The 26,276-nt window shown below is 59.5% G+C and carries 24 protein-coding genes; 12 read left to right on the forward strand and 12 right to left on the reverse strand.

Annotated elements, in window-relative coordinates; translation table 11 throughout:
• Nucleotides 1-12: 12 nt before the first annotated feature.
• From P0111_03155 to P0111_03190, 8 genes are all read right to left on the reverse strand, one after another.
• Nucleotides 13-1,200 (reverse strand): thiolase family protein, encoded by a 1,188-nt coding sequence (locus tag P0111_03155; protein ID MDF0643002.1) that lies wholly within the window; start codon nucleotides 1,198-1,200, stop codon nucleotides 13-15.
• Nucleotides 1,197-2,339: a dihydrolipoamide acetyltransferase family protein gene (locus tag P0111_03160; protein MDF0643003.1), complete on the reverse strand. Its 1,143-nt coding sequence runs from the start codon at nucleotides 2,337-2,339 to the stop codon at nucleotides 1,197-1,199. The genes P0111_03155 and P0111_03160 overlap by 4 nt, the downstream gene beginning before the upstream one ends.
• Before the next feature lie 91 nt (nucleotides 2,340-2,430).
• Entirely contained in the window at nucleotides 2,431-3,423 is a 993-nt protein-coding gene (locus tag P0111_03165; GenBank protein MDF0643004.1) for an alpha-ketoacid dehydrogenase subunit beta, read from the reverse strand.
• Nucleotides 3,420-4,421: a thiamine pyrophosphate-dependent dehydrogenase E1 component subunit alpha gene (locus P0111_03170; protein ID MDF0643005.1), complete on the reverse strand. Its 1,002-nt coding sequence runs from the start codon at nucleotides 4,419-4,421 to the stop codon at nucleotides 3,420-3,422. The genes P0111_03165 and P0111_03170 overlap by 4 nt, the downstream gene beginning before the upstream one ends.
• Nucleotides 4,422-4,449: 28 nt before the next feature.
• Nucleotides 4,450-5,202, reverse strand: a complete 753-nt coding sequence (locus tag P0111_03175; protein MDF0643006.1) for a hypothetical protein — start codon at nucleotides 5,200-5,202, stop codon at nucleotides 4,450-4,452.
• Between the two features lie 16 nt (nucleotides 5,203-5,218).
• Complete coding sequence (locus tag P0111_03180) at nucleotides 5,219-6,205, reverse strand: fumarylacetoacetate hydrolase family protein (protein MDF0643007.1); 987 nt, start codon at nucleotides 6,203-6,205, stop codon at nucleotides 5,219-5,221.
• Nucleotides 6,202-7,311 (reverse strand): homogentisate 1,2-dioxygenase, encoded by a 1,110-nt coding sequence (locus P0111_03185; protein MDF0643008.1) that lies wholly within the window; start codon nucleotides 7,309-7,311, stop codon nucleotides 6,202-6,204. Before P0111_03185 ends, P0111_03180 begins: the two co-directional genes overlap by 4 nt.
• Nucleotides 7,312-7,342: 31 nt before the next feature.
• Complete coding sequence (locus tag P0111_03190; protein MDF0643009.1) at nucleotides 7,343-7,930, reverse strand: VOC family protein; 588 nt, start codon at nucleotides 7,928-7,930, stop codon at nucleotides 7,343-7,345.
• A gap of 300 nt (nucleotides 7,931-8,230) precedes the next feature.
• Between P0111_03190 and P0111_03195 the strand changes: the two genes are divergently transcribed.
• From P0111_03195 to P0111_03250, 12 genes are all read left to right on the forward strand, one after another.
• Complete coding sequence (locus P0111_03195; protein ID MDF0643010.1) at nucleotides 8,231-8,962, forward strand: iron-containing redox enzyme family protein; 732 nt, start codon at nucleotides 8,231-8,233, stop codon at nucleotides 8,960-8,962.
• A gap of 50 nt (nucleotides 8,963-9,012) precedes the next feature.
• On the forward strand, nucleotides 9,013-9,975 hold the full coding sequence (locus P0111_03200; GenBank protein MDF0643011.1) for a helix-turn-helix domain-containing protein: 963 nt from the start codon (nucleotides 9,013-9,015) through the stop codon (nucleotides 9,973-9,975).
• Entirely contained in the window at nucleotides 9,972-11,378 is a 1,407-nt protein-coding gene (locus P0111_03205; protein ID MDF0643012.1) for a tryptophanase, read from the forward strand. The genes P0111_03200 and P0111_03205 overlap by 4 nt, the downstream gene beginning before the upstream one ends.
• A gap of 12 nt (nucleotides 11,379-11,390) precedes the next feature.
• Nucleotides 11,391-13,337 carry an acyl-CoA dehydrogenase family protein gene (locus P0111_03210; GenBank protein MDF0643013.1) on the forward strand — a complete coding sequence of 649 codons (1,947 nt, stop codon included), beginning with the start codon at nucleotides 11,391-11,393 and terminating at the stop codon, nucleotides 13,335-13,337.
• Between the two features lie 5 nt (nucleotides 13,338-13,342).
• Nucleotides 13,343-14,167: a lipoate--protein ligase family protein gene (locus tag P0111_03215; GenBank protein MDF0643014.1), complete on the forward strand. Its 825-nt coding sequence runs from the start codon at nucleotides 13,343-13,345 to the stop codon at nucleotides 14,165-14,167.
• A 96-nt stretch (nucleotides 14,168-14,263) separates the two neighbouring features.
• Nucleotides 14,264-15,373 carry a deoxyhypusine synthase family protein gene (locus tag P0111_03220; protein MDF0643015.1) on the forward strand — a complete coding sequence of 370 codons (1,110 nt, stop codon included), beginning with the start codon at nucleotides 14,264-14,266 and terminating at the stop codon, nucleotides 15,371-15,373.
• A complete protein-coding gene (locus P0111_03225) occupies nucleotides 15,370-16,014 on the forward strand; it encodes a thioredoxin domain-containing protein (protein ID MDF0643016.1) in 645 nt (214 codons plus the stop codon). The genes P0111_03220 and P0111_03225 overlap by 4 nt, the downstream gene beginning before the upstream one ends.
• A gap of 47 nt (nucleotides 16,015-16,061) precedes the next feature.
• Nucleotides 16,062-16,349 carry a hypothetical protein gene (locus tag P0111_03230; GenBank protein ID MDF0643017.1) on the forward strand — a complete coding sequence of 96 codons (288 nt, stop codon included), beginning with the start codon at nucleotides 16,062-16,064 and terminating at the stop codon, nucleotides 16,347-16,349.
• Nucleotides 16,350-16,435: 86 nt separating this feature from the next.
• Entirely contained in the window at nucleotides 16,436-17,866 is a 1,431-nt protein-coding gene (locus P0111_03235; protein MDF0643018.1) for an aldehyde dehydrogenase family protein, read from the forward strand.
• A gap of 155 nt (nucleotides 17,867-18,021) precedes the next feature.
• On the forward strand, nucleotides 18,022-18,591 hold the full coding sequence (locus P0111_03240; protein ID MDF0643019.1) for an arginine decarboxylase, pyruvoyl-dependent: 570 nt from the start codon (nucleotides 18,022-18,024) through the stop codon (nucleotides 18,589-18,591).
• A 64-nt stretch (nucleotides 18,592-18,655) separates the two neighbouring features.
• Nucleotides 18,656-19,588 (forward strand): agmatinase, encoded by a 933-nt coding sequence (speB, locus tag P0111_03245; GenBank protein ID MDF0643020.1) that lies wholly within the window; start codon nucleotides 18,656-18,658, stop codon nucleotides 19,586-19,588.
• A gap of 122 nt (nucleotides 19,589-19,710) precedes the next feature.
• A complete protein-coding gene (locus P0111_03250) occupies nucleotides 19,711-20,433 on the forward strand; it encodes a pseudouridine synthase (GenBank protein ID MDF0643021.1) in 723 nt (240 codons plus the stop codon).
• 14 nt (nucleotides 20,434-20,447) lie between these two features.
• On the opposite strand, the gene P0111_03255 is transcribed toward P0111_03250, so the two are convergent.
• The 4 genes from P0111_03255 to P0111_03270 all read right to left on the reverse strand — a co-directional run bounded on the left by P0111_03255 (nucleotide 20,448) and on the right by P0111_03270 (nucleotide 26,127).
• Nucleotides 20,448-21,233: an MCP four helix bundle domain-containing protein gene (locus tag P0111_03255; protein MDF0643022.1), complete on the reverse strand. Its 786-nt coding sequence runs from the start codon at nucleotides 21,231-21,233 to the stop codon at nucleotides 20,448-20,450.
• A gap of 12 nt (nucleotides 21,234-21,245) precedes the next feature.
• A complete protein-coding gene (locus P0111_03260; protein MDF0643023.1) occupies nucleotides 21,246-22,910 on the reverse strand; it encodes an ATP-binding cassette domain-containing protein in 1,665 nt (554 codons plus the stop codon).
• A 131-nt stretch (nucleotides 22,911-23,041) separates the two neighbouring features.
• A complete protein-coding gene (locus tag P0111_03265; protein MDF0643024.1) occupies nucleotides 23,042-24,529 on the reverse strand; it encodes a TolC family protein in 1,488 nt (495 codons plus the stop codon).
• Nucleotides 24,530-24,642: 113 nt separating this feature from the next.
• A complete protein-coding gene (locus P0111_03270) occupies nucleotides 24,643-26,127 on the reverse strand; it encodes an HlyD family efflux transporter periplasmic adaptor subunit (GenBank protein MDF0643025.1) in 1,485 nt (494 codons plus the stop codon).
• Nucleotides 26,128-26,276 lie beyond the last annotated feature (149 nt).

The raw sequence follows: 26,276 nt of genomic DNA on the forward strand, positions 1-26,276 counted from the left end.
CTCTTGCCTCGATTATCTCCTTTCCACCACCACGGCCAACGCCTCTCCACCGCCGATACAGAGACCGGCTATCCCCCGTCTGGCGCCGCGAGCTTCCATTGCGTGCAGGAGGGTGGTCAGAATCCTCGCGCCGGTCGCGCCGATGGGATGGCCTAGGGCGACCGCTCCACCGTTGACGTTGACCTGCTTGGGATCGAGGCCCAATTCTCTGTTGACGGCGAGTGAGACGGCCGAGAACGCTTCATTGATCTCAAACAGATCGATGTCGCCGATGGAGAGACCGGCTGTCTTGAGCGCTCGCCCAATCGCCTCGACCGGCGCAATCGTAAACCACTCCGGCGCCAGCGCCGCTCCGGCGTATCCAACGATACGCGCCAGCGGCACGAGGCCGAGCCGCGCGGCTTCTTCTTCCGCCATGACGACAACCGCGGCCGCTCCGTCGTTGCAAGAAGGAGAATTGCCCCCGGTCAGGACCCCCTGTTCCTGGAACACCGGCTTGAGGTTGCGCAGGTTGTCCAGATCAACTCGCGTCGGCTCTTCATCCTCCGAAATGATCGCGGGCGCGCCTTTCCGCCGCGGCACCTCAACCGGGACAATTTCCCGCTTGAAAGAACCGGTCACGATCGCTTCCCTGGCCCGACGGTAACTTTCTAAGGCAAAGTCGTCGAGTTCCTGGCGCGTGAGCCGATACTTGGCGGCGCACAACTCGCCGGCGTTACCCATGTGAAAATTGTTGTAGACGTCCCAGAGTCCGTCCTTGACCAGGCTGTCCACCAGCTCCGCATGTCCCAGTCGATACCCCTGTCTGGCCTTTTCCAACAAATAGGGCGCCCTGGTCATGCTCTCCATGCCGCCGGCCACGACGACGCGCGCCTCGCCGAGCGCGATCGCTCTGGAGGCCATGATCACGGTCTGGAGGCTGGACCCGCAGACCTTGTTCACCGTCGTGGCGCCGACCGAGTGGGGGATTCCGGCTCCGATCGAGGCTTGTCTGGCCGGCGCCTGCCCGAGCCCGGCGCTGAGGACGCAGCCCATGTACACGTCGTCTACATGCTCGGGAGGCAGGCCGATGCGCGTCAACGCCTCCGCGATGACGATACTCCCCAGCCTGGTAGCGGGCACGGGGCTGAACGCCCCGTTGAAGCTGCCTAGCGGCGTTCGTACCGCGCTGACGATGACCGCCCGCTGTGTTCGGCTCACAGGATGGGCTCCCATTGACTCTGTTCGAGATATCCTCTGACCTTCGCCATGAACTGATCCGCCGTCGCCCCGTCGATGACTCGGTGGTCAAACGAGAGGCTCAAGTAGCCCATTCTACGGATTGCGATGGCATCGTCGATGACCACGGCGCGCTTTAGGATTGCGCCGACGCCCAAGATCGCAATCTGGGGTTGGTGAATGATCGGTGTGCTGAACAAGCTGCCGAATCCGCCGTGGTTGGTGATCGTAAACGTTCCCCCCTGGACTTCCTCGGGGCTCAATTTCTTGGTTCTGGCGCGGTCGGCCAAGTCCGCCACTTCTTTGGCCAACAGGGTGAGTGCCTTCCGATCCGCGTGACGCACCACCGGAACCAAGAGTCCCTCATCCAGCGCCGTGGCGATGCCGATATGAATATCCTTCTTGATGACGATGCCGTGTTCTCCCCATGACGAGTTCACGATCGGCAGCTCTCGGATCGCACGGGTCACGGCTCGGATCACGAAGGGCAGGTAGGTCAGGCCCTGCTCCGACCGCTGTCGAAGGGCTTCACGGAACTTGGCGATGCCCGAGAAGTCGGCTTCGAAGAACGTGGTGACATGGGCCGAGGTCTGCTTGCTTTTCACCATCCGGTCGGCGATCGTTCTCCGCATCTGTGTCAGAGGCCGGACGTCTTCACCCATCGACAGCTCGCCGCCGGGAGGCGGCGATACGGCTTGGCTTCCGGCGCAGGCGATGAACTCCTGCACATCTTTCTTGGTGATCCGTCCTCCCGTGCCGGTTCCCTTGATCTGCGACAGATCGATTCCATGCTCCCTGGCCAGTTGCCGCACGACAGGAGAGTGACGGGCTTCACCTTCCGCTATCGGTTGCGACGGACGGACGACGACTCCGCCGACACGGTTGATGACTTCGGAGGGAGGAGTGCTCTCGATCCGTGCCAGTAACGTTCCCACGGGGACAGTGTCGCCCTCTCGGACGATGATTTCGCTCAAGACTCCCGTAACCGGCGAGGGGATCTCCAGATCCACTTTTTCTGTTTCCACTTCCAAGAGGGCTTGATCCTTTTGAATGATTCCACCGGCTGGGATGAACCACTTCACGACAGTTCCTTCAGCGATGCTTTCTCCGAGCTGAGGCATCGTAATGTCGGTCGCCATGGATGAAGTTCTCAGTTCCAAGTATTGAGTGTTGAGTTTCCGATTAACTCAACACTCATAACTCACAACTCGGTTAATACGCCGCCAACTTCCGCGCCGCTTCAACGATGTCGCCGGTCTTTGGGAGAAAGAATTCCTCCAAGGGTGTGCTGAACGGCACGGGCGTATCGGGTGGAGCAATGCGGACGATCGGACCGTCCAAGCAGTCAAAACATTCCTCGGCCAGGAGCGCCGCGACTTCGGCTCCGATTCCGCCCGTCTTGTTATCCTCGTGCAACAGGATGGCTTTACCGGTCTTGCGCACCGATCCGTAGACCGTCTCTTTGTCGAGCGGAATCAGCGTGCGCAGATCGACCACATCCAGATCGATCCCTTCTTGAGCCAGGAGCTGGGCGGCCTCCAGCGCCAGGTGGACCATCGCCCCGTACGTGATGACCGAGATATCGTTCCCGGCTCGCTTCACGTCGGCCTTCCCGATCGGTACAATGTAATCGTGCTGCGGAAGCGTCGCCTTGATGCGCCGATAGAGAAACTTATGTTCGAAGTAAATGACCGGATTGGGGTCCCGAATGGCGGCCTTCAGAAGACCCTTCGCGTCATAGGGAGTTGAAGGGGCGACGAGTTTGAGCCCCGGCGAGTGGAAGAACCAGCCTTCAGGACACTCGGAGTGAAAGGGACCGCCGTGCACACCGCCCCCGAAGGGCGCGCGAATGACCATCGGCACCGCGGCCCCCCAACGGTAGTGATTTTTCGCCGCGACCTCGGTGATCTGGTCGAATGCGCAAGAAATGAAGTCGGCGAACTGCATTTCGACGACCGGCCGCAGGCCCATCATCGCGGCTCCGATGGCCGCTCCCACAAATCCAGACTCGGCCAGCGGGGTGTCCAAGACCCGCCACTCGCCGTATTTCTGGAGAAAGCCTTCAGTGATCTTGAACGCCCCACCGTAGGCGCCGATGTCTTCGCCCATGAGGAACACTCGTTCGTCGCGGGCCATCTCCTCATCCAGAGCCTGCGAAATGGCTTCCAAATATGAGATTTCGACCGACGTCGTGGCGGTCGTCATGATTGCACCTCTTCTTCTGAAGCGAACACTCCTTCCAGTACTTCCCGTCCTTCCGGCAGAGGACTGTGGTCGGCAAACTCCAGGCCTGCTTCGACTTCTTTCTTCGCCCGGTCGGCGACCTCCTGAAAGTATCCTTCGTCGCCGTAGCCGAGTTGCGTGAGCAGGCGCTCGGCCTTCAGGATCGGGTCTTTCGCCTTCCACTCCTCCAGGAGTTCATGGGGAACGTATTTGGCCGCGTCGTGCTCGGAATGCCCATGCATGCGCATGGTCTTGAACTCGAGGAATGTCGGCCCTTCGCCCGCGCGGGCTCTCGCGGCGGCGCGCTTCGACGCCAGATACACGGCTGCCACGTCGTTCCCGTCCACGATCTCCCCCGGCATCCCATAGGCCATGGCCCGGTCTACCACGTCGGTAATCGCCATCTGCAGGCGTTGCGGCGTCGAATAGGCATATTGGTTGTTGTTGCAGAAGAAGACGACGGGGAGTTTGCGCACCGCCGCGAAGTTCATGGCTTCGTGGAAGTCGCCGCGGCTGGTTCCGCCATCGCCGGTTCCGGCGACGACGACGCGGGATTCACCTCGTATCTTGAAGGCCAGCGCCGCGCCTGTCGCGACAGGCAGATTGTCGGCCAAGTGGCTGACAAAGCCGAGCACGCCCCGCTTGAGATCACCCATGTGAACATTGCCGTCTTTCCCCTTCGTCGGCCCGGTTCGCTTGCCGAGATATTGGGCCAGGACTTCGCCCGGCGTGATCCCGCGAATGAGGAAGGCTCCCATGTCTCGATGGAATGGAGCGATGACATCATCGCGCTCGATGGCGGACGCATAGCCGACCGCAATGGCCTCCATGCCGTGGCTGGTATAGCACCCACCGACGATACGTCCCTGCCGATAGAGTGCCGTGATGCGATCTTCCAGAGATCGGGTGAGAAGGAGGTAGTAGTACATCTGGAGGAGATCGGCTCGCTTGATGTGCTGGCTTACCATCTCGATGTCCATAGGCTCCTCCAGTTGGCGTCGAGTGTTGTCAGAGTTCCGGCATATCTTTCCAGGACAGCAAGGGTCTGTTCATCCCGCACAGAGGACAATTCGCCTGTTCCCACTGCGGCATATCGAGATCCGTCGTGTAATAGAAGGGATACTGCGCGGTCAGGGCATTCATCAATGGGAATTGACCGCTATCCCGACGCGCAAAAACCATCATTCCGGCCAACAGGCCTCCGTTGTCGGTGATTACCTTGCCGAGTTTGCTGACACAGTTGCCGCGCGTGGTGACATCGTTGAGCGCCAAGAATCGCTCGCCGGGTTTGATCGCGCCGCCGACGATGTCCGTCCCGATGCGCCCCGTCTCGTTGTTGTAGGGCGTCAGTGCCACGCGCAACCGCATCGTGTCGTGAAGGACATGTGCGACCCCCTCGGCGAGCCTTTCCGCGGCCGACGTGGTGGCAACGATGCCGGCGATCGGATCGCTGGCGAACGCTGTTCGGATCCACTGGGCCATATCACCGGCCAACCAGCCGATCAGCTGCGGGGAACGGGCAACGGACTCGAACCGTAGATAGGTGGCCGTGTGATGACCCGATACGACCTCGACGTGGGTATCAAAGAAGACCGATTGCGTGGTCCGCAAGATGCGAAGGATATCGGAAACGGTCAGTCGGGTGTGCAACCCCTCGCGAACGATCGCTTCCAACTTCGCGTCAACGGACGGTCCGCCGTAGAGCCGGCGGTGTCGTTCAGCCAATTCCGCGAGCGCCCGTTCAACCGTCAAGACACCCATGCGCGCTTCTCTTCCGTCATGACGTGGATCTTACGATGCGGGTTCTGAGGACGCCGATGGGCTGAATTTCCAACTCCACCACGTCTCCCGGCTTCAAGTAACGGTCCATTTCGAGTCCGCATCCTCCACCTACGGTTCCGGAGCCGAAGATGTCTCCCGGATAAATCACTTCCCCGCGCGACACGTGTTCGATCATTTGCGGGAAGGACCAGTGAATCGTTCCGAATCGACCTCGCGACCATTCTTGTCCGTTCACCCGCGCGATCATGATGAGTCCGCCGAGATCGGCAATCTCGTCGGAAGTCACCAGGCAGGGGCCAAGCGCCGTCGCAAAATCTTTGCCTTTTGCGGGACCCAACCGACAGGCCATCTCTTGGAACTGGATGTCGCGGGCACTGAAGTCATTCATGATCGTGTACCCGGCGATGTATTCCTGCGCATCTCGTTCCGGAATGTCTCTGCCCTTGCGCCCGATGACACAGGCCAATTCCAACTCGTAATCCAGCTTTGTCGTGTCCAGGGGCCACGCCAGGTTCTGATCCGGCCCGATCATGGTTCGGTGATTGCCCTTATAGTAGACGGGCGCTTTGTACCATTCGGGGGGAATCGGCTGCCCGCGCTTCTTCGAAGTCGCCGCAATGTGGTCTTCGAAGGCGATAAAGTCGCGCAGGGAAGGTGGATCGACCAAGGGGGCCGTGAGCTGAACGTCGGATGAGAGATAGACGATCGTCTCACCGCACGGACCCGTGGCCGAAGGCGGGAGCGTGACGGCATAGCCCATTGCCCGCCGCGCGGCGGCCATCGTCGACGTCCCTCCTTCGAGAAACTGCAGCATATCCGAGGGTACCTGCGCGTTAGCCAAGCGGTGCGGTTGCGCTTCGCCTTGATCGGCCAACCAGCGCGCATAGGCCATGTTCAAGTCGACCAGGTTGGGGCCGTGCATGGCGCCCACCCGTGTGAACGGACCGACAGGTGTTGCAATCCGAAAACTGACGAGCTTCATCGGCGGCTCCAACTCAGCGCATAGTCCTTTACTTCCACGGATTCCATCTCCGGCCGTACCGTGAACGGGGTCTTGGATTCGATCATCACCGCCACTTCGCTTGTCTGCGTCTTTTCTTTGCTGGCTTGCACGGCCTGCGGCTGCGGTCCGTGGTGGATGCCCTGGGGGTGCAAGGTCAGCATGCCCGGCTGAATTCCCGCGCGGCTGAAAAAATCCCCCTGATGATAGAAAAGCGCTTCATCGTAGTCCGTATTGCGATGGTAGAACGGAACACGGAGCGCCTCAGGATCGCTTTCCAGCGGCCTGGGCGCGAAGGTGGAAATCAGGCATCCACCGGCTTTGAATGTTCCATGAACGCTCGGCGGCAAGTGGTAGCGGGGACTTGTGACCGGGCGAAAATCGCGCACGTTCAACTTGGCCGCCCACAGATCTCCTTTCCATCCGACCACGTCCATCGGATAGAAGGGGTAGACCACCCTCGTGGACTGCCCGAGCCGCTTGATGTGGACTTCCCACTCTCGGCCCTGAGCTTCCGATGGTTCCACCGTTCCCAATTCAGGAGCGACAAGGACACCCTTGTCGAACAGGGCATGCTGGCCGAGCGGCCCGCGATCCGGTACCGTGACGGATTCGGGCGTTTCAACGATGAGAGAGACAGATGGGCCGGCATCGACGTGCATGCGATAGGTCGTTCCTTTTGGGATTACGACGTAATCGCCCGTTTCGTAAGCAAGGGTCCCGTAGTCCGTCTCAAACCTCCCTGTGCCCTGATGAATGAAATGGACTTCATCTCCGTCGGCGTTGCGAACGAAATGGGTCATCGTCTCGGCCCGGTAGGACACGTATAGGCTCACATCGCGGCTCTGCATCATGAGGGTCGGCCCACTCGCTTCGGATCGGGTGGTCGGGGTCAAGAGCCGGACGCAGGCAAAGGCTCGGGGTTTGAGCGGTCCATCGATCTTCAGCCACCCCGTTGGGGGATGGACGCGGTACAAATGCGACACCGGTCCGGCGAACCCGTCTCGTCCATGCTCCTCCTCGCATAATCCTTCGGGAATGCCGACGTGGGCTTGATTGGGAACCTTGCCTTTTCTGTTGAGATACATGGCCGGGCCCTCTTGAAAGCCTAATGTGTTCCTACGAGGCACGCTTCAACGGTTTCTTCTCTCCTGGAGTCGAGGATGTCCGGTAATCGATGATGGTCCGTTCCATTCCCGATGCTTGATCACGCTCGATGTCCTTGTAGAGAGACTCAACCGTGCTTCGGACGAAAGTTTTCGACTTCTCTTCTCCATGGACCCGCTGGGTCAATTCAATGAACAACCCGCTCCCAGGGAACAGCGGAAAGGTGAATCGCTGTTTGAGAGGACCGAATCCGTCGCGTCCTTCCTTCAACGATCCGCTGAACTTGACGCCATGAGCCTCCCATTCCCGACAGGCCGCCTCGATGTCATCGACCTCAAGAGCGATGTGTTGCACGCCCTGACCGTATTTCTCGATAAACTGACTGATCTGCGACTTTGTCGTCTTGTCCCGGCCCTGCATGAGCGCGATCTTGGCGCTGCCTCGCTGCACGACGACCGTATCCATCGAAGAGTTTTCAGTACCTACGTCCCGAGCCGACCAGATCGCCTCAAAACCGAGGACCTTGGTGAAGAGAAACTCCGCCGCATTGAGGTCCTCCACGCAGAGCGTGATGTGATCAATTCCAGTTGAATGGTCCATGATGACCCTCCTCCGGTGGAGCAGACTTCCGCCTCCGGTCGCCTCTCTCCGTTCTTGGCTCGTGAGAAGATCATAACACGGAAGATAAATCGAATGATAGAAATATTATATTAAAAGGTAGAAATAAAATTCATTCGTGATGCTGCTCTATTGGGATGTATAAACATATAGAACATTATATCCATGAGTTAGGATATCTTGTGGCAGTTGATCTGGTGATTAAGAAAGTATATCATGTGGTGTGGGCATCATCTCAAGCGTCATGTCGTGTCCCGTCCTTTTGCCGTCTGGAGGTGACCGATGACGTTCTATCAAGAAATGAGAGGAATCGTGCTGAAACACAGGGCGATCAACAATCCGTATCTCGATCGTTTTCAATCGGGCCATCTCACCGTCGCCGATCTGAAAGATTTTGCAATCGAGTTCTACAACTTTGCTCGGTTCTTTCCTCGGATCTTGATGTCCCAGCTTGTCAACACGGCGGACGAGAAGGTTGCCGAGGAGCTGACCAAGGTTCTGTACTCCGAATTGGGCAATGGACAGACTCAATATCGCCACGAGCTGCTGTATCGGAACTTTTTGCGGTCCATTGGTATCGATGTGCAGGAAGCCATGTCGCGCCCCATGCTGCCTTCGACCCGCTGTTACATCGACGGGATGGAACAGTTGTACAGCGACGGCAATCACGCCAAGGCTTTGGGCGCATCCTTCGGCCTGGAGAACATGGCCATTACGATGTGGGATCATCTCATTCCAGGGCTCGCCTATGTGAAATCTACTCGACATCCCCACATGGACCTCACGTATTTCACCTTTCATCGAGAACTCGAACTCTCCCACGAGGAGGCGATGGCGCATGCGGTGGAAGCCATTGAAGGCGCGAACAACACCAGTATGTCCGATCAGGAAAGGGACGATTTCCGGTCAGGGGTCAACGCCGTCCTCGGATACCTCGAGGGGTTTTGGATCGGATTGACACACGGGGGATCTCCTGACCGTGAACCGCGGGAAGCCCGCTTTCACGCGGCATGATCGTTTCCGGGACCGCTCAGGCTTAGACCGATCCGTGAGAGGAGTGATGCATGTCGGAAGTCTCGAAGTATCTCGAAGCCATGAAGGAGCGGTTCGGTCTCAGCAGCGACTATGCGGTGGCGAAAAAGCTGGGTATCGCCCAGCCTGAAGCCAATTTGATCCGACGCGGTCTCAAGATTCCCAAGCCTGAGCTCTGCATCAAGATCGCCAAACTCCTCGACAAGAACCCGGTCGAACTCCTGTTGATCGCGCAGAAGGACAAGGCTCCGTCCACAGCCAAAGAATATTGGACCCTGGCGCTGACTGCCGTCGACGTCATGCTTCATGTTCCCAAGACTCCCAAATACATTCCGCGCAAGGTGGAGGCGATCGGGCGGGAGCTCCGTCAGCTTGAAATGCAAACGCTCACGTATGAAGGGGCGGAAGCAAACGCCGAGGCCGTCCGACTTGTTCAGACGGCCGAACGGTCCATCGATGCGATCATGGAACGCTGGAACATCTGGAAGAAAGGCGAAGCCCTCTATCCGAACTATCTGCTGGCCAACCAAGAGGCGGCCAAGCGGGGAGTGCGCATCCGCCGACTGTTGGTTCTGACACGCGAGCAAATGCGGCAGGAGTCGGTGGTGCGCGACGCCGTTCAGGTCATGGACGACCAGCAACGGGCCGGCATCGACATTTTCTTCGCGTTTCGCGAAGAACTCGAACGTGCGCCCGCATTTCAGCGATTCGAAGAGGATTATGGGAGCCAGGGGGCCGCGAGCGATCTCAACGCGGCTATGTTCGACGGGGAGATCCTCATTTTCTCTCAGTCCTACGGCCAAGTGCAGCTCGGCGTGGTCGGGCCTCCGACCCCTATCACGATGATCAATCAGTTGGAGATTACGTGGAAGCCGGACCTGCTGCGCGATCTCGACCCTGCACCGCTCTTCGATATGACTCGGTATGTTTTCGAATATGGAGGCGCGCAGGCATTTCGGGGAGAATTGTCCCGATTTGAGAGGTCAATCGTATGAAGTTCCCCTCCGAGCCGTTCAAGATCAAAGTCGTGGAACCGATTCGGCGCACGACGCGCGAGGAGCGGGATCGTCTGCTGCGCAATGCGGGGTACAACCTGTTCCAGGTTCCAGCCGAGAGTGTGTATGTCGATCTGCTGACCGACAGCGGGACATCCGCCATGAGCGACCATCAGTGGGCGGGCCTGATGTTGGGGGACGAGTCCTATGCCGGAAGCAGGAACTATTACCACTTCGAGCAAACCGTCCGCGCCATCTTCGGGTACAAGCATGTGATTCCCACTCATCAAGGGCGCATGGCTGAAAATCTGCTGTTCTCCACGGTGGTGAAGCCGGGCATGTGCGTCCCGAACAATATTCATTTCGATACCACACGAGCCAACGTTGAGCATCAAGGCGCCCAGGCTCTCGACGTCGTGATCAAAGAAGCCTACGACCCGCATTGCGAATCGCCGTTCAAAGGCAATATGGACGTGATTCGGCTGGAAGAGGCGATCAATCGGATCGGCCCGGAGCGCATTCCGCTCGTCATGCTCACGATCACAAACAACAGCGGAGGCGGGCAACCTGTCTCGATGGACAACATCCGGCAGACCCGTGCGCTGGTGGACCGCTACGGCATCCCGCTGTTCTTTGATGCCTGCCGTTTCGCCGAGAATTGCTTCTTCATCAAGGAACGGGAGCCGGGGTTCTCCGGCAAGTCGATTCTCGACATCGCACAGGAGCTTTTCCGGTACGGAGACGGCTGTACAATGTCAGCCAAGAAGGACGGCCTCGTGAACATAGGGGGATTTCTGGGCCTGAATGACGATCGGTGGGCGCAGGATATTACCAATATGCTCATCCTGGTCGAAGGCTTTCCCACCTATGGCGGATTGGCCGGTCGCGATCTCGAGGCGATGGCGAGAGGACTCCGAGAAGTATTGGACGAAGACTATCTCGCCTTTCGGGTCGGCCAGGTACGGTATCTTGGAGAATTGCTGGATCAGGCCGGTGTACCCATTCTCAAACCGATCGGGGGACATGCCGTGTATCTGAATGCCAAGGAATTTCTGCCGCACATTCCGCGGGCACAGTTCCCCGCCCAATCCCTGGCCACCGCTCTCTATCGGGAGTACGGGATTCGAGGTGTGGAAATCGGCACGGTGATGTTCGGCAAGAAGGATCAGGCGACCGGGCGGACCATTCACCCTGAACTCGAGATGGTGAGGCTGGCTATCCCACGCAGAGTCTATACGAACATGCAGGTCACCTACGTCGCGGAGTCGATCATTGAGCTGTTCCAGCGTCGCGAGAAGATTCGCGGTCTCCGCTTGACCTATGAAGCGCCGGTGCTGCGCCACTTCACGGCGCGATTTGAGGAGATTCTGAGTCGTTCTCCATTGGAGCAGCCTGCACCCTGAATCGGAGCAACCATGGGATCGCTGTTTACAGGCCTTGAACGAATCGAAGAAGCTCGAGATCGGTTGTCGGGCAACAGTTTCATGGCGGGGCTTTTCGTCGGGAGGCCGGATTTCTCACTGCTGCTTCCTCCTGAGGAATCACAGGAGCAGCAGGAAGCCTGGGAGAGCTATCGCCCCCAGCTGCAGACATTCCTCACGACGCAGGTCGATCCCGATGAGATCGAACGGACCGCCAAGATCCCTGATTCCGTGCTGAAGGGATTGTTTGCGCTCGGCGCATTCGGCATGAAGCTGCCCAAGGAATATGGAGGACTCGGATTCTCGTATACGAACTACGGCCGGGCCCTCATGCTCATAGCGAGTTGGAGCAACATTCTGGCCTTGACCGTCGCCGTGCCGCAGTCAATCGGCATTGCTATGCCAATCCTGCTTTTCGGGAGTGAAGAGCAAAAGCGGAAATATCTGCCGATTGTCGCTCGGGAAGCCATTTCGGCCTTCGCGCTAACCGAACCCGTCACCGGGTCCGATGCCGCCCATATCAAGACCGAGGCAGTGCTGGATTCCACTGGCACGGAGTTTGTCGTGAACGGGGAGAAGCTGTGGTGCACGAACGGAACGATTGCGCAGTATTTGACGTTGATCGCACGGGTGCCGGCCAGGAAGGAATTGCGTGACGGGCGAACCGTGTGGGTTCCCGTCCCTGAAGGTCAAGATGCGGACGAGCGGGTTCACACCGCATTCATCCTCGAGATGGATCTTCCGGGAGTGAAAGTGCGCCAACGGTGCCAGTTCGAAGGGTGCAGAGGCATTGAAAATGCCCACATGACCTTCACGGATGTCCGCATACCGGCGGCGAACGTCATCGGTGAAGTCGGCCGTGGATTGAAATATGCCCTCACGATTCTCAATGTCGGTCGGGCGATCAGCATCCCCGCCATTTGCCTGGGCATGGCCAAACAGGCGTGGCAGCCGACGCTTGATAGGGCCAATACCCGGTGGACTTTTCAGAAACCGCTCGGCGAGCGGCAGACACAGCGCATGAGGCTGGGTCGTATGGCCGCCGACCTCTTTGCGATGGAGGCGCTCGCCTTCTCTGCGTGGCGAATGGCTGACCAGCACGACTACGACGTTCGAATTGAATCGGCGATCACGAAAATATTCTGTTCGGAGCACACGATCCGGTTTCTGAAAGATGCTCAGATCATTTTCGGAGGGATGGGATACGAAACGGCTGATTCCAAGCGGATTCGCGGAGAACCGGCATTCGGCATCGAACAACTCGTTCGCGATGCCGAGATGTACCGGCTCGGGGAAGGCGCGACAGACATCCTACGCCCCTTTGTGGCGCGCGAGGGCCTCAATGCGCATCTCGAGCGCGCTCGGAATTACCTCGAGGAGGACGTGACAAGCTGGCGGCGGCTCCTGGAGTTTGGACGCCTCGTGGGTTTCTACATACCCTGGTATTTGAAGCAATGGATGTCGAGACGGCTGCCCTCTTGGCCCGAATTCCGGCATCCCGAAGTCCGCCCGAAGCTGCGGTTTGTGGAACGCGCGAGCCGGCGCCTCGCGCGCGCGATGCTGTACTCCGTGGCATGGCATCGGCGGACACTACGAGACGACCAAGGACGCCAGAATCGCATCGAAAGCATTGGAGAAGACCTTGCCGTGATTGCGGCCACCGCGCTCTATGCAGAAGCGCATAAGGGGACGGCAGAACACTCAGAGGTGTGGGATCTTGCAAATGAAGTCTTCCGCGAAGCGAAAGGTCGCGTGAAGCACCAGATTCGCGCGCTTATTGCCAACAGAGACACGCGCTTCACGAGAATCGGGATAAAGGCACTCCTGGGCACGTATCCGACGCTCTCTGAGGGCGTCATTCCGCGCAACCTTCAGGACTACGGTCGGTCAGAGGCGCCTGCTGTTGGTGCCGGCAAGGGAAGGAAGCAGGCTGCAGTCTGAGCGAGATGACGTTGGACGCCAACCGTTCCAAGGAAAAACCGCTCAAGTACCGGGGGGTAGGCGATCGTGTCGCGCGCCCGGTTCGTCTGCTCGATGTAACCCTGCCTTCTCCGGTTGAGAATCTCGCCCTCGACGAAGTCTTACTGGATGAGATGGAGGAGCACGGCGGCCACCCTGTGCTGCGCTTTTGGGAAAGCGATCGGCACTTTGCCGTGCTGGGCCGTGCCTCGATTCTTGCAGAGGACATAAATCTCACCGCCTGTGAACAGGACGGCATACCTATACTGCGGCGGGCGAGCGGCGGCGGGACCGTCTTACAGGGACCCGGATGTCTTTCCTACGCCTTCGTGCTTCCCCTGTCCTTTCATCCCGATTTGAGAGACATTCGTTCCACCAATCGATTTGTCTTGCAGCGCATAGCCGATGCGCTCCAACGTTGGGAGCCGGCGATCGCGTTCCACGGCATCAGCGATCTGGGCGTCGCCGGACTCAAGATTTCCGGGAATGCGCAGCGGAGGAATCGGAAGGGACTCCTCTTTCACGGCACCGTCCTTTGCGACATGCGGGCCGACCTCATTGCACGGTACCTGAAGGAACCTCGGAGAAGGCCGGACTATCGTGGCGACCGGCTCCATGGCGAATTTCTCGGCAGAATCGACGCGTCGCCGCAGGAAGTGAAGCAGGCGATTGCGGCGGCCTGGTGTGCCCAGGTCCATTTAGAGGATTGGCCGAGAAGCCGGATGCCGAGCACCATTGCAAAAGTAGTCGAGCGAAGTTTCCCGCAGCGTGCGGACCTGTCATCCTCTTCCGAGGGTGGTCGCGGCTCGTGAGCAACCGACCTTCAATTGACGCCTCCGGCGTCGGTTGTGTATAACGGATGCGCTTCCCTCTGCTTCCACATCCGGTACGGGACGACGCTTACCATTATGGGCGCTAGAGAATTTCGAGACGGGGCGAAGGATGGACTTGAAGCGCTGGAGCCTCTCGATCCCGAAGCCATCACCTCATTCGACGACCTGTTGACCGCGATGCGCAAGACCGCCTTCGGGGGGCGCCGGCTGGGCGAAGCCTACGAAGTCTTGTCGGCGATGATCGACGATCCGGACTGCTCCGTCGTGATGACCCTGTCCGGTGCCATGACCATTGCGAAGATGGGCAAGATCATCAGCACCATGATCGACCACGGGATGGTGCAGTGCGTCGTCTCGACCGGGGCCTTGATCGCCCACGGGCTCAGCGAGTCGGTCGGGAAAACACATTATCGCCATCATCCGTCGATGAGCGACGAGGAGCTGTTCCGCAAAGGATACAACCGGGTTTACGACACGCTCGAGATGGAATCGAATCTGAACTATGTCGAGCATGTGGTCGGCCAGACGATGAAGCGGATCGATCCGAACCAGCCGTTGTCGTCGGAATTGCTGACCCGTGAGCTCGGCCGGACGCTGGCGGAGGAATTTGACGGATCCGGCATTCTGAAGAGCGCCTATCTCAAGAAGGTTCCGGTCTATATTCCCGCCTTTACCGATTCCGAAATGGGCCTGGATGTCGGAACCTGGGCGATGGGCCGCATGGTGGATCAGGCGCGTGCTCAAACCAAAGGTGGGAGCGATCTGGATATTCTCCGGACGATCAACAAGTCCTGCCCGTCCTTCAATCCCTATCAGGATCTCAACAGCTACACGACGCACATCACTTCGGCCAAGCGCCTGGGAATTTTTACGATCGGCGGAGGAGTGCCTCGCAACTGGTCTCAGCAAGTGGGACCGTATATCGAAATCAGCAACATGCGACTGGGACTCAACGTCAAGCCTCCTCGCTTTCACTATGGAGTGCGAATCTGTCCGGAGCCGGATTACTGGGGAGGCCTGAGCGGGTGCACCTATCAGGAGGGCATCTCGTGGGGCAAGTTCGTCTCCCCTGAGGAAGGCGGGCGTTTCGCCGAGGTCTTGAGCGACGCCACGGTCGTCTGGCCGTTGCTGATGGTCGGTTTGCTGGAACGAATGAAACTCAAACGGGCGACCTGCGGGACATGATGCTGCCGCCGGTTCGAAGAATCGTGATGTTCTTGCTGATGGGCCTTGCCGTTGCGTGGGCGGCGGGAATCGAGGCCGGGACGATCACTGATGACGGACGGATCAGGGGGCGGGCGGATGCCCCGATTACGCTGGTCGAGTATTCCGACTTTACCTGTGGCTACTGCCTCAAGTTCTTCCGCGAGACGTTGCCGAGGCTGCAAGCCAAGTACATCGATACCGGAAAAGTGAAATTTGTGTATCGGGATTATCCGCGCGCCGATCGCGGCGTCGGCGTCGACGCGGCTGTGGCGGCGCGCTGTGCCGGCGCCCAGGGGCGGTATTGGGCGATGCATGATCGTTTGTTCACGGAAGGCGGGCGATTGGAATCCGGCGCTATGAAGGGATTTGCCAAAGCGATCGGGCTGGATCCGGCTACGTTCGGACAGTGTTTTGACGAACGGCGCCATTTGGAGTCGATTTTCCAGGACCGCCAGGAGGCAAACCGCTGGGGATTCCACGGGACTCCAGGGTTCATCCTGATGTACACCGCCGCCGGTCCGACGGAAAAAGATCCGGCCGTCGCCATTCCCGGCGCTTTTCCGTTCGAAGCCTTCGCGGAGGAGATCGATCGCATGCTCAGCAAGACGCCGCCGTCGTAAGACCATGAGGGCTCAACCGGCGAGACACACGTAAAGAAGGATAACCTATGTCGATCACACAATCGTTCTGGTCCGTTCCTCACCGCGATAGCGAGCCTCCGTTCTGGGTTTGCATGTCCTGCCTGTCGGAGGTGTTTTACCGCAAGGTCCCGATGCCGGATTGTCCGTCCTGCCACGGCGTCTCGACCTACGAAGCCTTTTCTCTCGAAGCGATTCGTGATTGGGGCACGGAAGATCTGATCGGCAAGGCGGTCGCCGGAGAGCAGGCTGCAGCGGCGGCCCCCGCCGCGACGGCCGAAGCGGCTTCCACCTCCTCGATCGAGTCTGCGATCTAGTCGGCGGATGTCGTGGGGAGCTGAGGCGACGGCTGCGCGCGAACACAGCATCTGCGCACGTTCCCTTCCATCTGTGGAGCGTCTCGTTGCAGGGACCACGTCCATTTCTTATCGGCGGCAATTGGCGACAGGGCAAGACGGTCCTCCCTGTGCACGATCCCTTTACGGGAAAAGTGTTGGCGGAGGCGGCGCAGGCCAGTCTCGCCGATGCGGCTGACGCGGCTCAGTCGACTAGTGAAGCCGCCCGGCAGATGGAGGCGCTTCCCTCGCACGCCCGGTATCACCTGTTACAGAAGATCGCCGGAGCCCTCTATGACCGGCGGGATGAATTCGCCCAGCTGATGACCGGCGAGGCGGGCAAGCCGATCACCGACGCCAAGCGCGAAGTCAGTCGAGCCGTGCAGACTTTCACGGTGGCGGCGGAAGAGGCGAGGAGGATCCCGGGGGACGTGATTCCTCTCGACTGGACGCCGGGGACCGACTCGCACCTCGGCATTCTTCGACGCGTTCCCATCGGACCCGTGCTCGGCATTACGCCGTTCAATTTTCCGCTCAATCTGGTGGCCCACAAGGTGGCTCCGGCATTGGCTGCCGGCAACTCCATCCTGATCAAACCGGCTCCCCAGACCCCGCTCACCGCGCTCTTGCTGGGAGAGGTGGCGATGGAGGCGGGGGTGCCCCCCGGCGGCCTGAACATCCTGCCTTGCGACAACACCGTGGCGGAGCAACTCGTGACGGATGAGCGGTTCAAGCTGCTCAGCTTTACCGGCAGCGCCGCGGTCGGCTGGAAACTGAAGGCTCTTTGCGGGAAGAAAAAGGTCGTGCTGGAACTCGGTGGCAACGCGGGTGTGATCATCGAGCCTGACGCCGATCTGGAATTGGCGACTCAACGTTGCGCCGCCGGAGGGTTTTCGTATGCCGGCCAAACCTGCATCTCGGTCCAGCGGATTTTTGTTCATCACTCCATTGCCGATCTCTTTACGACCAAGCTGCTGCTGCAAGTGGCGCGTTTGAAGGCCGGAGACCCCGGCGACAGCGGGACGGTCGTCGGCCCTTTGATCGATCAAGGCGCTGCGAACCGCGTCGAGGCGTGGATTACCGAGGCCGTGTCGCAAGGAGCCCGCGTACTTCTCGGGGGGAAGCGGCTCGGCTCCGTCGTCGAAGCCACCGTCTTGGGTAACGTCACGGCCGCCATGAAGGTGTCCTGTCAGGAAGTCTTCGGGCCGGTCGTCACGGTGACGCCCTACCGGGAATTTGAAGAAGCCGTCGACGCCCTGAACCGGTCGGACTATGGGCTGCAGGCGGGTGTCTTCACCCAGAACGTGGATCGGGTCTTTCAGGCCTTCCGACGGCTGAAAGTGGGAGCGGTATTGGCGAACGAGATTCCCACGTTCCGGGCGGAGCACATGCCCTACGGCGGTGTGAAGGATTCCGGCTTGGGCCGCGAAGGCGTCGCTTCCACGATCGAGGAGATGACCGAACCGCGTCTGCTGGTCTTGAATCTGAGAGTATCCTGAGCCGGATTCTGGGTCGAGAAGGCCTCCTGGATATTGCGAACAGGCCACATTCTTGATACAACAGCGGCCCTGTGCGCCGGTTCGTGCGGCGCGAGGCTTGCCGGTGGGCGAGGACGGGTCCGCGAGAGGGCGGCCGAAGCAAAGGGGATGAGACGATGGTACCTACGCACATGTTTCTCACGAGAGGAGTCGGCGTCCATCGAGAGAAGCTGGCTTCCTTCGAGCAAGCGTTGCGGAGCGCCGGCGTGGCCTATTGCAATCTTGTCAGCGTGTCCTCGATTCTTCCTCCGAACTGCAAAATCATTCCCAGAAAACGCGGCGAAAAACTCCTCAATCCCGGTGAGATCACCCATTGCGTCATGGCGCGGTCAGAGACCAACGAGCGGAACCGGTTGGTCTCGGCTTCGATCGGCTTGGCCATTCCCACCGATCGGCGCACCTACGGGTACCTTTCCGAACATCATGCTCACGGAGAAACCGACGAAGAGACCGGAGAATATACCGAGGATCTGGCGGCGCAAATGTTGGCGACGACACTGGGCGTGGAGTTCGATCCGAACATCGCCTGGAAGGAACGCGAGCAGGTCTTCAAGATGGGCGGCAAGATCGTGAGAACCTTGAATATCACGCAGTCGGCCATCGGCAAGCCGGGAAAATGGACCACCGTCGTCGCACTGGCGGTCTTTATCCCGCTGGAAAATCTTCCGAAACGATCCCGTCGCTGACCCTCGGCGAGGATCATCACATGGAATCGACGCGGGTCGACTCCCGCCCTGTGAGCGCACATTCATGACACTTCCCGCCGGCTGGGAGGACTGCGATCGCAATTTCCTCGGACTTGAAGAGCCCTGGTGTCATCCGGACCAGGCCGGTATCTACATTCTGCCTGCTCCCTACGAGCATACCTCAAGCTATATCCCCGGATCCGACAAAGGACCTTCCGCCATCATCGAAGCATCCCGTCAGGTCGAATTTTACGATGAAGTGCTCCGGTGCGAGCCGTACCGGGAATGGGGCGGCATCGCCACCACACAATCGTTGGATCTGGCCGGCAGGGTCGACCAAGCGGCGGTTGATGCGATCGAGGCATTTGTGCGTCCGCACGTTGGAACAGGGCGGTTCCTCATCACCCTGACAGGCGAGCATACCGGCGCGCTGGGAGCGATCAGGGCGCATGCGAAAAAGTATCCTCACCTCTGCGTCGTGCAAATTGACGCACACGGGGATCTCCGCAACGCCTATCAAGGGAATCTGTACAGCCATGCCAGCGTCATGGCGCGCGTCGTCGACGACGGTCTGCCCTTGGTCCAAGTCGGTATCCGCTCGATCTGCCCCGAAGAGATCGAACGGATCAGGCACGCCAAGTCGATCGCGACGTTTTTTGCCGCTTCGTTGCTCGATCCATCGGGCCCCTACGAAGGGAAAGCATTGCGATGGATTCCAGACATCGTGAAAGCCTGCACCGGCCCGGTCTATTTGACGTTTGACTGCGATGGACTGGACGCCTCGTTGGTGCCGGCTCTCGGAACACCTGAGCCGGGCGGGCTGGGTTGGTACGATACGCTCAATCTGGTGACGGCCTTGGCCAACGGCCCCGGGATTCTCGGGATGGACATCAGCGAAATCGCGCCGATCGAAGGCTTCGTGGCTCCTCAGTTTTGCGTCGCCCGACTGATCTATCGCATGCTGGGACGCATCAGGGCCGGCCGGCGCGTCCACTGACAGGGGATAGTTCCGAGTTCTAGGTTTTGAGTTGTGAGTTTCCGGTTCACCTACCGAATCCATAATCCAGAATTTAGAACTCATAACTCACAACTCATAACTGTCTTCTCCCGCGCCGTCTTGTGACCAACACGATCCGCATCAACAAGTTTTTTACCCACCACGGGATCTGCTCACGCCGTGAAGCCGATCGCCTGATCGAGACAGGGCACGTGACCATCAATCAGAAGGTGGCGAAGCTGGGGGACCGCGTTTGCTTCGGCGACGTCATCGCGCGGGACGGCCAAGTCATCCCATGGGGACAGGAATCGATCTATATCAAGTACCACAAGCCTGTGGGAGTCACCACGACGAGTGAATCCCATGTAACGAGGAATATCATCGCGGAGATCGGACATCCGGAACGCGTCTTTCCGATCGGGCGTTTGGACAAGGACTCGTCCGGTCTGATTCTCTTGACCAACGACGGCGACATCGTCAATGCCATTCTCCGAACGGAGCACGGACATGAGCGCGAATACGAGGTGACCGTTGATCACCCATTCGACCGCAGCTTTCTGGACGGCATGGCGTCGGGCGTGGTGATTCTCGGCAGCCGCACGAAGCCCTGCCGGCTGGAACGGTTGGGACCCAGGCGGTTTCGGATCATTCTGACCGAGGGACGCAACCGGCAGATCAGAAGGATGTGCCGCGCACTCGGCTTTCGGGTCACCGATCTCCATCGTGTCCGCATCATGCATATCACCATCGCGGGTTTGGCGAAGGGGCGATGGATGCCCTTGACGCCGAAGGAACGCAGCGAGCTGTTCCGTGCCGTGGGGCGAGGCAGTGATTCCGGAGGATGACTCGAACGCCGAGTCTATTCGGATCGTAAGAGAGGATTCGGGTGATCGCCTGAACGGAGAACCGGGGAGGAGGAAGACGAGGTGTGGGAGGATTCCACCAAGTCATCCAGTGTGTCCGTGTGGCGTCGTCTCGCCAAGAACAGATTCAGAAATGCGATAAAGAAACTGCCCACCACGAGCAGCAGACTGGTATCTTGGATCGCTCTGGTGCCTTCCTCCCGCATGTCTTTCGCCACATCGGCGACCGTGTCCAGCAAACGGTCCAGCGCCAGACTGACCTGAATCATTTTGGGGCCGCCGTTGTCTGCGGCATGTTCTTCCGCTTTACGCCGCAGGACCTCTCGCTCGGACTGGGACCCCGCCGTCCACTCTTGAGTCAGCAGTTGAACGGTCGTGCTGGCGACGGAAAAGTACTGATCGAGGCTTCTCCGTACCGCTTCGATGTCCTCCGGCTCGCTCCGCCCGCTCCGCGAAACTCGCAGTCCTGCCGCGGCATAGCGGTCGACCGCCTGCTGAATCCGCGCACGCTGAGTCGGCAACGATTCGGTGATGCGCTCGAACTCCTTCTGACTGTCCGCTTCCAAGGCCCGGATGATCGTATTGCGATAGCGCATCACGTCGGCCGAGATATGCGCGAGATCGGCTGCGCCGAGCGTGTATTCCGTGTACATGATGCGGAGATCCTGGTCGACGCGGCTCAATGCCTGCCCGCTGAGCCAGCCCAGCCCGGCGATCAAGATGCTGACGACCACCTGCGCGACGCGAGGTTTGAACGAGAAAATCCATTGAACAGGATGCACGACGTTCCTCTGTCAGTCCAGGATCAATCGCCGATCGACATGCGATGTCAAATTGGGGTCATTGGAGACGAACACGACCGACCAGGGCTCGTCCTTGGAGCAGATGCGGCGGAGGACGGTTTCGCGCAGAGCCGGCTGCAGATTGTGAAGAATGCCGTCGAAGATCAGGATTTGAGGCCGGCTCAGGATGGCCCTGGCAAGCAGGATACGGATGATATGGGTCGGGGCGAGGATCTTTCCAGGGGCGCGTACGTTCGTCTTCAACCCCTGCGGCAGGGCGTCCACGTCCTCTTCCAGCTCCACGAAGCGCAACGCCCATCGGACGTCGGTGTATGGGATATAGGAGCGCCCCAGGACGATATTGTCTTCGATCGTGCCTTCGAAGAGCGACAACTGAGAGTCGATCATAAAGCCGCGGCAACGGTTGATGGTGATCAGGTTGATATGGCGGAGATCGATGCCGTTGTAACGGATGACGCCCGAGGTGGGCGTTTCGATGCCGCCCAGGACACGAGCCAGCGCCGTCTTGGCGATGGTCGTGCTGGCATAGACTCCAATCTTTTCACCCGGCATCACCTCAAGATCGAACTTGCTGAAAATCGGAGGCAACTCCGGGTGTTGAACAGTCAAATCTTTGCAGGTCACGCGAATACCGTGAATAGTCGGGTCCGGGAGCGGGACCGAAAGCGTGGTCGCGGTCTTGTCCTTGGCCAATGAGAACACGAAATCCAACTCCGCCAGTCCGGTCAGGAAATAGTAAATGTGGCCCATACGCTTTACTACACCGTCAAAACTCGCGATAAGGCCGCTGACGACGACCTCCGCTGCGACCAATTGTCCGAGCGTCAGCTGGCCGATCGAAACCAGCCACCCCGCGGTGGCAATGAGACCGCCCTGAGCCACCGCTTGCCAACCCACCGATCCCAGGTATTGCCGGATCAGGATGCCGAAGCGGGTCTGACGGGACTCCAGATATCGGTCGACGAGGTCGTCGGTTCGCTGCATGAGCAGGGCTTGGCTGTCCGTGGACTTGAAGTGCAGCAGGTTGTACGAAATCTCCTGCATCCAATGGAGGGTTTCGTACTTGGCGTGGGACATCTCGAGGGTGGCCGTGAGACCTCCGTGCGCCAAGAGAAAGAAGACCACGTTGAATCCGGCCAGCAGGAGTCCCGCATAGAGCAGGAAATAGGGATGGTAAAACACGAGAATGGTCAGTCCCACCGCGCCTCCCACCACTACGTCGATCAGATCAACCAGGAGCACGGACATCGCCCGCTGCATAAACACGGTTTCCATGAAGTAGTTGGCGTAGCGCGGTTTGAAACCCAGGAATTGCAGGCGGGGCAGTTGCTGGGCCATGCCGATGGCGACACGGGCAAAAAACCGCCGTTCCAGCATCTCCACGGCATAGTACTGGAGGGCCTTGAACGCGCCGACGAACAGGAGGGCCGCGACCATGACGCCGGCGAGGGTGACGATCGTGACTGGCTGAATCGCGAACGCAAAGGTGTTGACCAGTTCCTGCACGGTCAACGGGACGATCAAGGAGAAGAGTCCGATCGCGAGCGAGTAGGAGAAGACCAGCGCCAGAAGCCGCCGCTCGAGACGGAAGATGATGCCGATGTAGCCGAGGACTGCTTGAATCAGGTTCGGTCGGCTGGCTGCGGCTGTGTGCACAGAATCCCGCCTCTCCGTCAGAAACACGTACCGCCGTCGAAACCACGGTCGGATTCGACGCCGGCGTAGAGGTGACGAGACAACAGGCTAAAACTATCAAACCACAAGGGAAAAAACCACTTCTTCCAGGATCAGTCCCTGGCTCGATAGTTGACCGGAATGGCCGAAGGATCGGACTTACCCCATGCGCCGATCGCCCATTGGTACAGCGCCAGAGCCTTCTGGTAGTCGGCTTTCGCGCGGATGACTTGAGCCTCCGAGTCCACGGAATTCCGCTCCCTTAGATTGACAAACAAGACGCTCGTCGCACCGAGGCTGAATCGGAACCGCTCCCCCTCCTCGACGGCCTTTGCGAGACGAAGCGACTCGACTGCGGTGGAGATCCGCTCCTTTGCCCGCTCGATCGCCGACAAGGCGTTGTCCACGTCGATGACCACTTGCTGCTCGCGGAACCGCTGGGTCAGGACGAAGCGATCGGCCTTCCCCTGCGCCTCCAGCACTTCACCTCGGCCTTTTCGTTGAAGAATCGGCATCCTCAGCTCAATGCCGAAGCGATAGCCGAGGCCCAGCACGAACTTTTCCGGCTGCCGCGCCGGGGCGGCTTCCGCATCGAGGCTGGGCAACAGATTGTTCTTCGCCAGTTCGAGATCGATATTGTTCAATCGCGCCTCAATGCCGATCTCCTTGACTTCCGGGCGCTCGGTCTTGGCCTGCAGCTTATGAGCCTTGACGTCCTCGGGGTTGGGAATGAGCGTCTGCGAGGGAAATCCCGGAGCTCGGTCCAAGGCAGGCACCGACGGAGCGCCGTTCTCCCAGAGAAACATGGAGAGCTTCAGTTGCTCCTGCTCCACCAGTCGCTGCGTGCCGATGGCCACTTCGCGCCGGCGCTGGACTTCTTGGTTTGCCTCCACGACATCGAGGGGAGCCGCTGCTCCGGCCTTTGCCCGCCCTTCGATCTGTTTGAATCTCCCTTCGGCCACGGTCACGGCTTTCCGCTGCATCTCGGCAAACCGAACGGCGGCCACCCAATCCCAGAACTGGGTGGCTGCAGCAAGGAACAAGTCCTGCCTCGTCTGAGCGATCCTGATGTCGGCGCGCGGATCCGCCAATTCCGAACGCTGCAACTCGGCGCTATCCGGATTGATCAGCAGCCCTTTGAGGAGCGGGAAGAATCCACCGAGAATGACTTGACCGGTTCCTCCGCCGAAGCCCAGATCCGGAATATTGGCCGGCCCGTTGATCACCTCTCTGATGCCGGCGGTTCCGCGGAATCCCCAGGGGTGCCGCGCTTCGATCAATGTATCGTTGTATCCCTTGGACTGGGTGCCCAGCTGGGGGCTGGAACTGGAGATGAACCGTTCGAGTTCCGTGTCGTTCACGAGGACGGGCTCGAAGGCTCCCAGCGCTTTCAGCATCTTTCCTCGGGCCATGACCTTCTCGGTTCCGGCTCCCTTCAGGAGCGGGTGGGTGCGATCGATCCAGGCGTGGACTTCATCCACGCTCAATGGAATGGGAGGGAGAGTCTTGTCGGACACGGCGGGTTCTGACGCAGCGAGAGCCGAGAGCAGGCTGAAGAAGACGAAGGTCGGGATCAGCGCGAGCAGGCATCGAACAGACATGGAGAACTCCTTTCCTCAAGTAAATGACCTAAGGCCGACGAACCCGGAGCGGCGCAGCGCCACCGACGCCGCATGCACATGAACGGAACGAGATCGAATCGTCTGCGCAATCTTTACTTGGCACCCCGTCCTGCCTTGGGCAAGAGGGTGTCGATGAGGCTTGGAGGACGTTCCTGATAGTCCGGCGGGAACAGGTTGAAGCGGCGCCAGAGTTCGTACCACAGTGGGACACGGTTGAGAATCACCCAGCCCATGGCCTTCGTGCCCTGACGCACGTGTTCTTGAGGAGGCCACGCACGGTCGTCGGGATCCGGCACGACCCAGAAACGGAAATTGCCCTTACCGTCGTCGACTTGGTCAATCACCTTGACTAGCCCTCCGAAGGTTCCGGCCATCAGGTCCGGCCAGGCCGGCAGGGGAATAGCCGGAATACCATAGAACAGGATCCTGACCTTTCTGCCCACGTTCAAAAGCGGGGCGTCGAGCCCATCGGCCGTCATCTCAATGGCTTTGTCGGCGCTGGTCGGAGAAATGCGGACGATCTTGTCCCCCTGCCGGACGGTTTCGCCGGCGCCGGCCTGCATCATCTTGACGACGGTGCCGTCGATGGGAGCGAGGATGCGGCTCGCGTTCCGGCGTTGTTCGGCATTCGACATACGGAGGGACACTTCGGCAAGTTGATCGGCCGCTTTTGCGGCTTCCGCGATCGATGCGTCTCTGGCCGCTTCGGCGTCGAGCAACCGCTGGAGGACTTCCGCATTGACTTGGTCCCGGCCGAAGCTCAGCGCCTTCATTCCTTGCTCGGCCGCCTTGACGTTGGCTTGCGCGCCGGTGAGGTCCGCCTTCGACGCAATGGCCGAGAGGATGGCGACTTCCAGTTCCCGTTGGGAGACGAGTCCCTGTTCGGCCAGTTGCTTATGCCGATCGACGTTCAACTCTGCGGTCGAGACCGCGATCTTGGCGGCCTCGACCTTCTGGTACGCTTCCCGCACTTTGTTTTCCGCCTCGATCACACGCGCTTGAGCCGACGGGACGGCGGCTTTCACGATGTTCTGCATCTCCCCGATCCGCTTGTCCAATTGTCCGGCGCGTGCGAGGGCCGCCTTGCGGGTTTCGGTCAGGGCAACCCGGCGTTGCTCCAAGAGCACCAGGAGATCGGGGGACATGAAGTTCGGATCGTAATCGTCCAGCTCAAGGATGAGGTCTCCTTGCCTGACGCGGACCCCCTCGAAGATGTGCCATTTCCTGATGCGGCCCGTAATCTGCGCTTCGATATCCTGCGGTCGCTCAAACGGAGTGTAGGCGGATAACTGGCCCGTGACGGTAATGGTCTGAGTCCACGGCAAAAACGCGATGATCAGCATGAAAAGCAGAATGAGCGTCAGAGCGAGTTTCGAGGAGAACTTCAACCGTTCGGGAATCTGCACTGCTTCCCAGGCTCGCAGCTTGTTGGATGCCGCGAGGTCATCGACCGCTATTTCATCGAGACCGGACGGCTGATTGACGATCGAGCGGACCTTACGCCGAAGGGTTTGTGCGATACCTGCCACGGAGGCCTCGCGAGGACTCGGATAGGTCGGAGAATACGTATCTATCATAGAGGAAACCGGCTCAAGTGGTCAATTTCTCGACGAAGACGCGCTTGCGCCGCGAGTGTCCTTGACCACCGGGGGGAGAATCGCTAAGGTGAGGCGTGAAGCTCAAGACCTCGTTACGGCCCAGGAGAGCACCAGGCCAGCGCCGCACC

This window comes from Nitrospira sp. (assembly GCA_029194535.1).
In the GTDB taxonomy this organism is placed as follows: Bacteria; Nitrospirota; Nitrospiria; order Nitrospirales; family Nitrospiraceae; genus Nitrospira_C.

What these genes read in the sequence shown, in the direction of transcription:
- P0111_03160 (MDF0643003.1), bottom strand. Translation starts at nt 2,339, where the DNA reads ATGCCTCAGCTCGGAGAAAGCATCGCTGAAGGAACTGTCGTGAAGTGG.
- P0111_03165 (MDF0643004.1), bottom strand. Translation starts at nt 3,423, where the DNA reads ATGACGACCGCCACGACGTCGGTCGAAATCTCATATTTGGAAGCCATT.
- P0111_03170 (MDF0643005.1), bottom strand. Translation starts at nt 4,421, where the DNA reads ATGGACATCGAGATGGTAAGCCAGCACATCAAGCGAGCCGATCTCCTC.
- P0111_03175 (MDF0643006.1), bottom strand. Translation starts at nt 5,202, where the DNA reads ATGGGTGTCTTGACGGTTGAACGGGCGCTCGCGGAATTGGCTGAACGA.
- P0111_03180 (MDF0643007.1), bottom strand. Translation starts at nt 6,205, where the DNA reads ATGAAGCTCGTCAGTTTTCGGATTGCAACACCTGTCGGTCCGTTCACA.
- P0111_03185 (MDF0643008.1), bottom strand. Translation starts at nt 7,311, where the DNA reads ATGTATCTCAACAGAAAAGGCAAGGTTCCCAATCAAGCCCACGTCGGC.
- P0111_03190 (MDF0643009.1), bottom strand. Translation starts at nt 7,930, where the DNA reads ATGGACCATTCAACTGGAATTGATCACATCACGCTCTGCGTGGAGGAC.
- P0111_03195 (MDF0643010.1), top strand. Translation starts at nt 8,231, where the DNA reads ATGACGTTCTATCAAGAAATGAGAGGAATCGTGCTGAAACACAGGGCG.
- P0111_03200 (MDF0643011.1), top strand. Translation starts at nt 9,013, where the DNA reads ATGTCGGAAGTCTCGAAGTATCTCGAAGCCATGAAGGAGCGGTTCGGT.
- P0111_03205 (MDF0643012.1), top strand. Translation starts at nt 9,972, where the DNA reads ATGAAGTTCCCCTCCGAGCCGTTCAAGATCAAAGTCGTGGAACCGATT.
- P0111_03210 (MDF0643013.1), top strand. Translation starts at nt 11,391, where the DNA reads ATGGGATCGCTGTTTACAGGCCTTGAACGAATCGAAGAAGCTCGAGAT.
- P0111_03215 (MDF0643014.1), top strand. Translation starts at nt 13,343, where the DNA reads ATGACGTTGGACGCCAACCGTTCCAAGGAAAAACCGCTCAAGTACCGG.
- P0111_03220 (MDF0643015.1), top strand. Translation starts at nt 14,264, where the DNA reads ATGGGCGCTAGAGAATTTCGAGACGGGGCGAAGGATGGACTTGAAGCG.
- P0111_03225 (MDF0643016.1), top strand. Translation starts at nt 15,370, where the DNA reads ATGATGCTGCCGCCGGTTCGAAGAATCGTGATGTTCTTGCTGATGGGC.
- P0111_03230 (MDF0643017.1), top strand. Translation starts at nt 16,062, where the DNA reads ATGTCGATCACACAATCGTTCTGGTCCGTTCCTCACCGCGATAGCGAG.
- P0111_03240 (MDF0643019.1), top strand. Translation starts at nt 18,022, where the DNA reads ATGGTACCTACGCACATGTTTCTCACGAGAGGAGTCGGCGTCCATCGA.
- speB (MDF0643020.1), top strand. Translation starts at nt 18,656, where the DNA reads ATGACACTTCCCGCCGGCTGGGAGGACTGCGATCGCAATTTCCTCGGA.
- P0111_03265 (MDF0643024.1), bottom strand. Translation starts at nt 24,529, where the DNA reads ATGTCTGTTCGATGCCTGCTCGCGCTGATCCCGACCTTCGTCTTCTTC.
- P0111_03270 (MDF0643025.1), bottom strand. Translation starts at nt 26,127, where the DNA reads ATGATAGATACGTATTCTCCGACCTATCCGAGTCCTCGCGAGGCCTCC.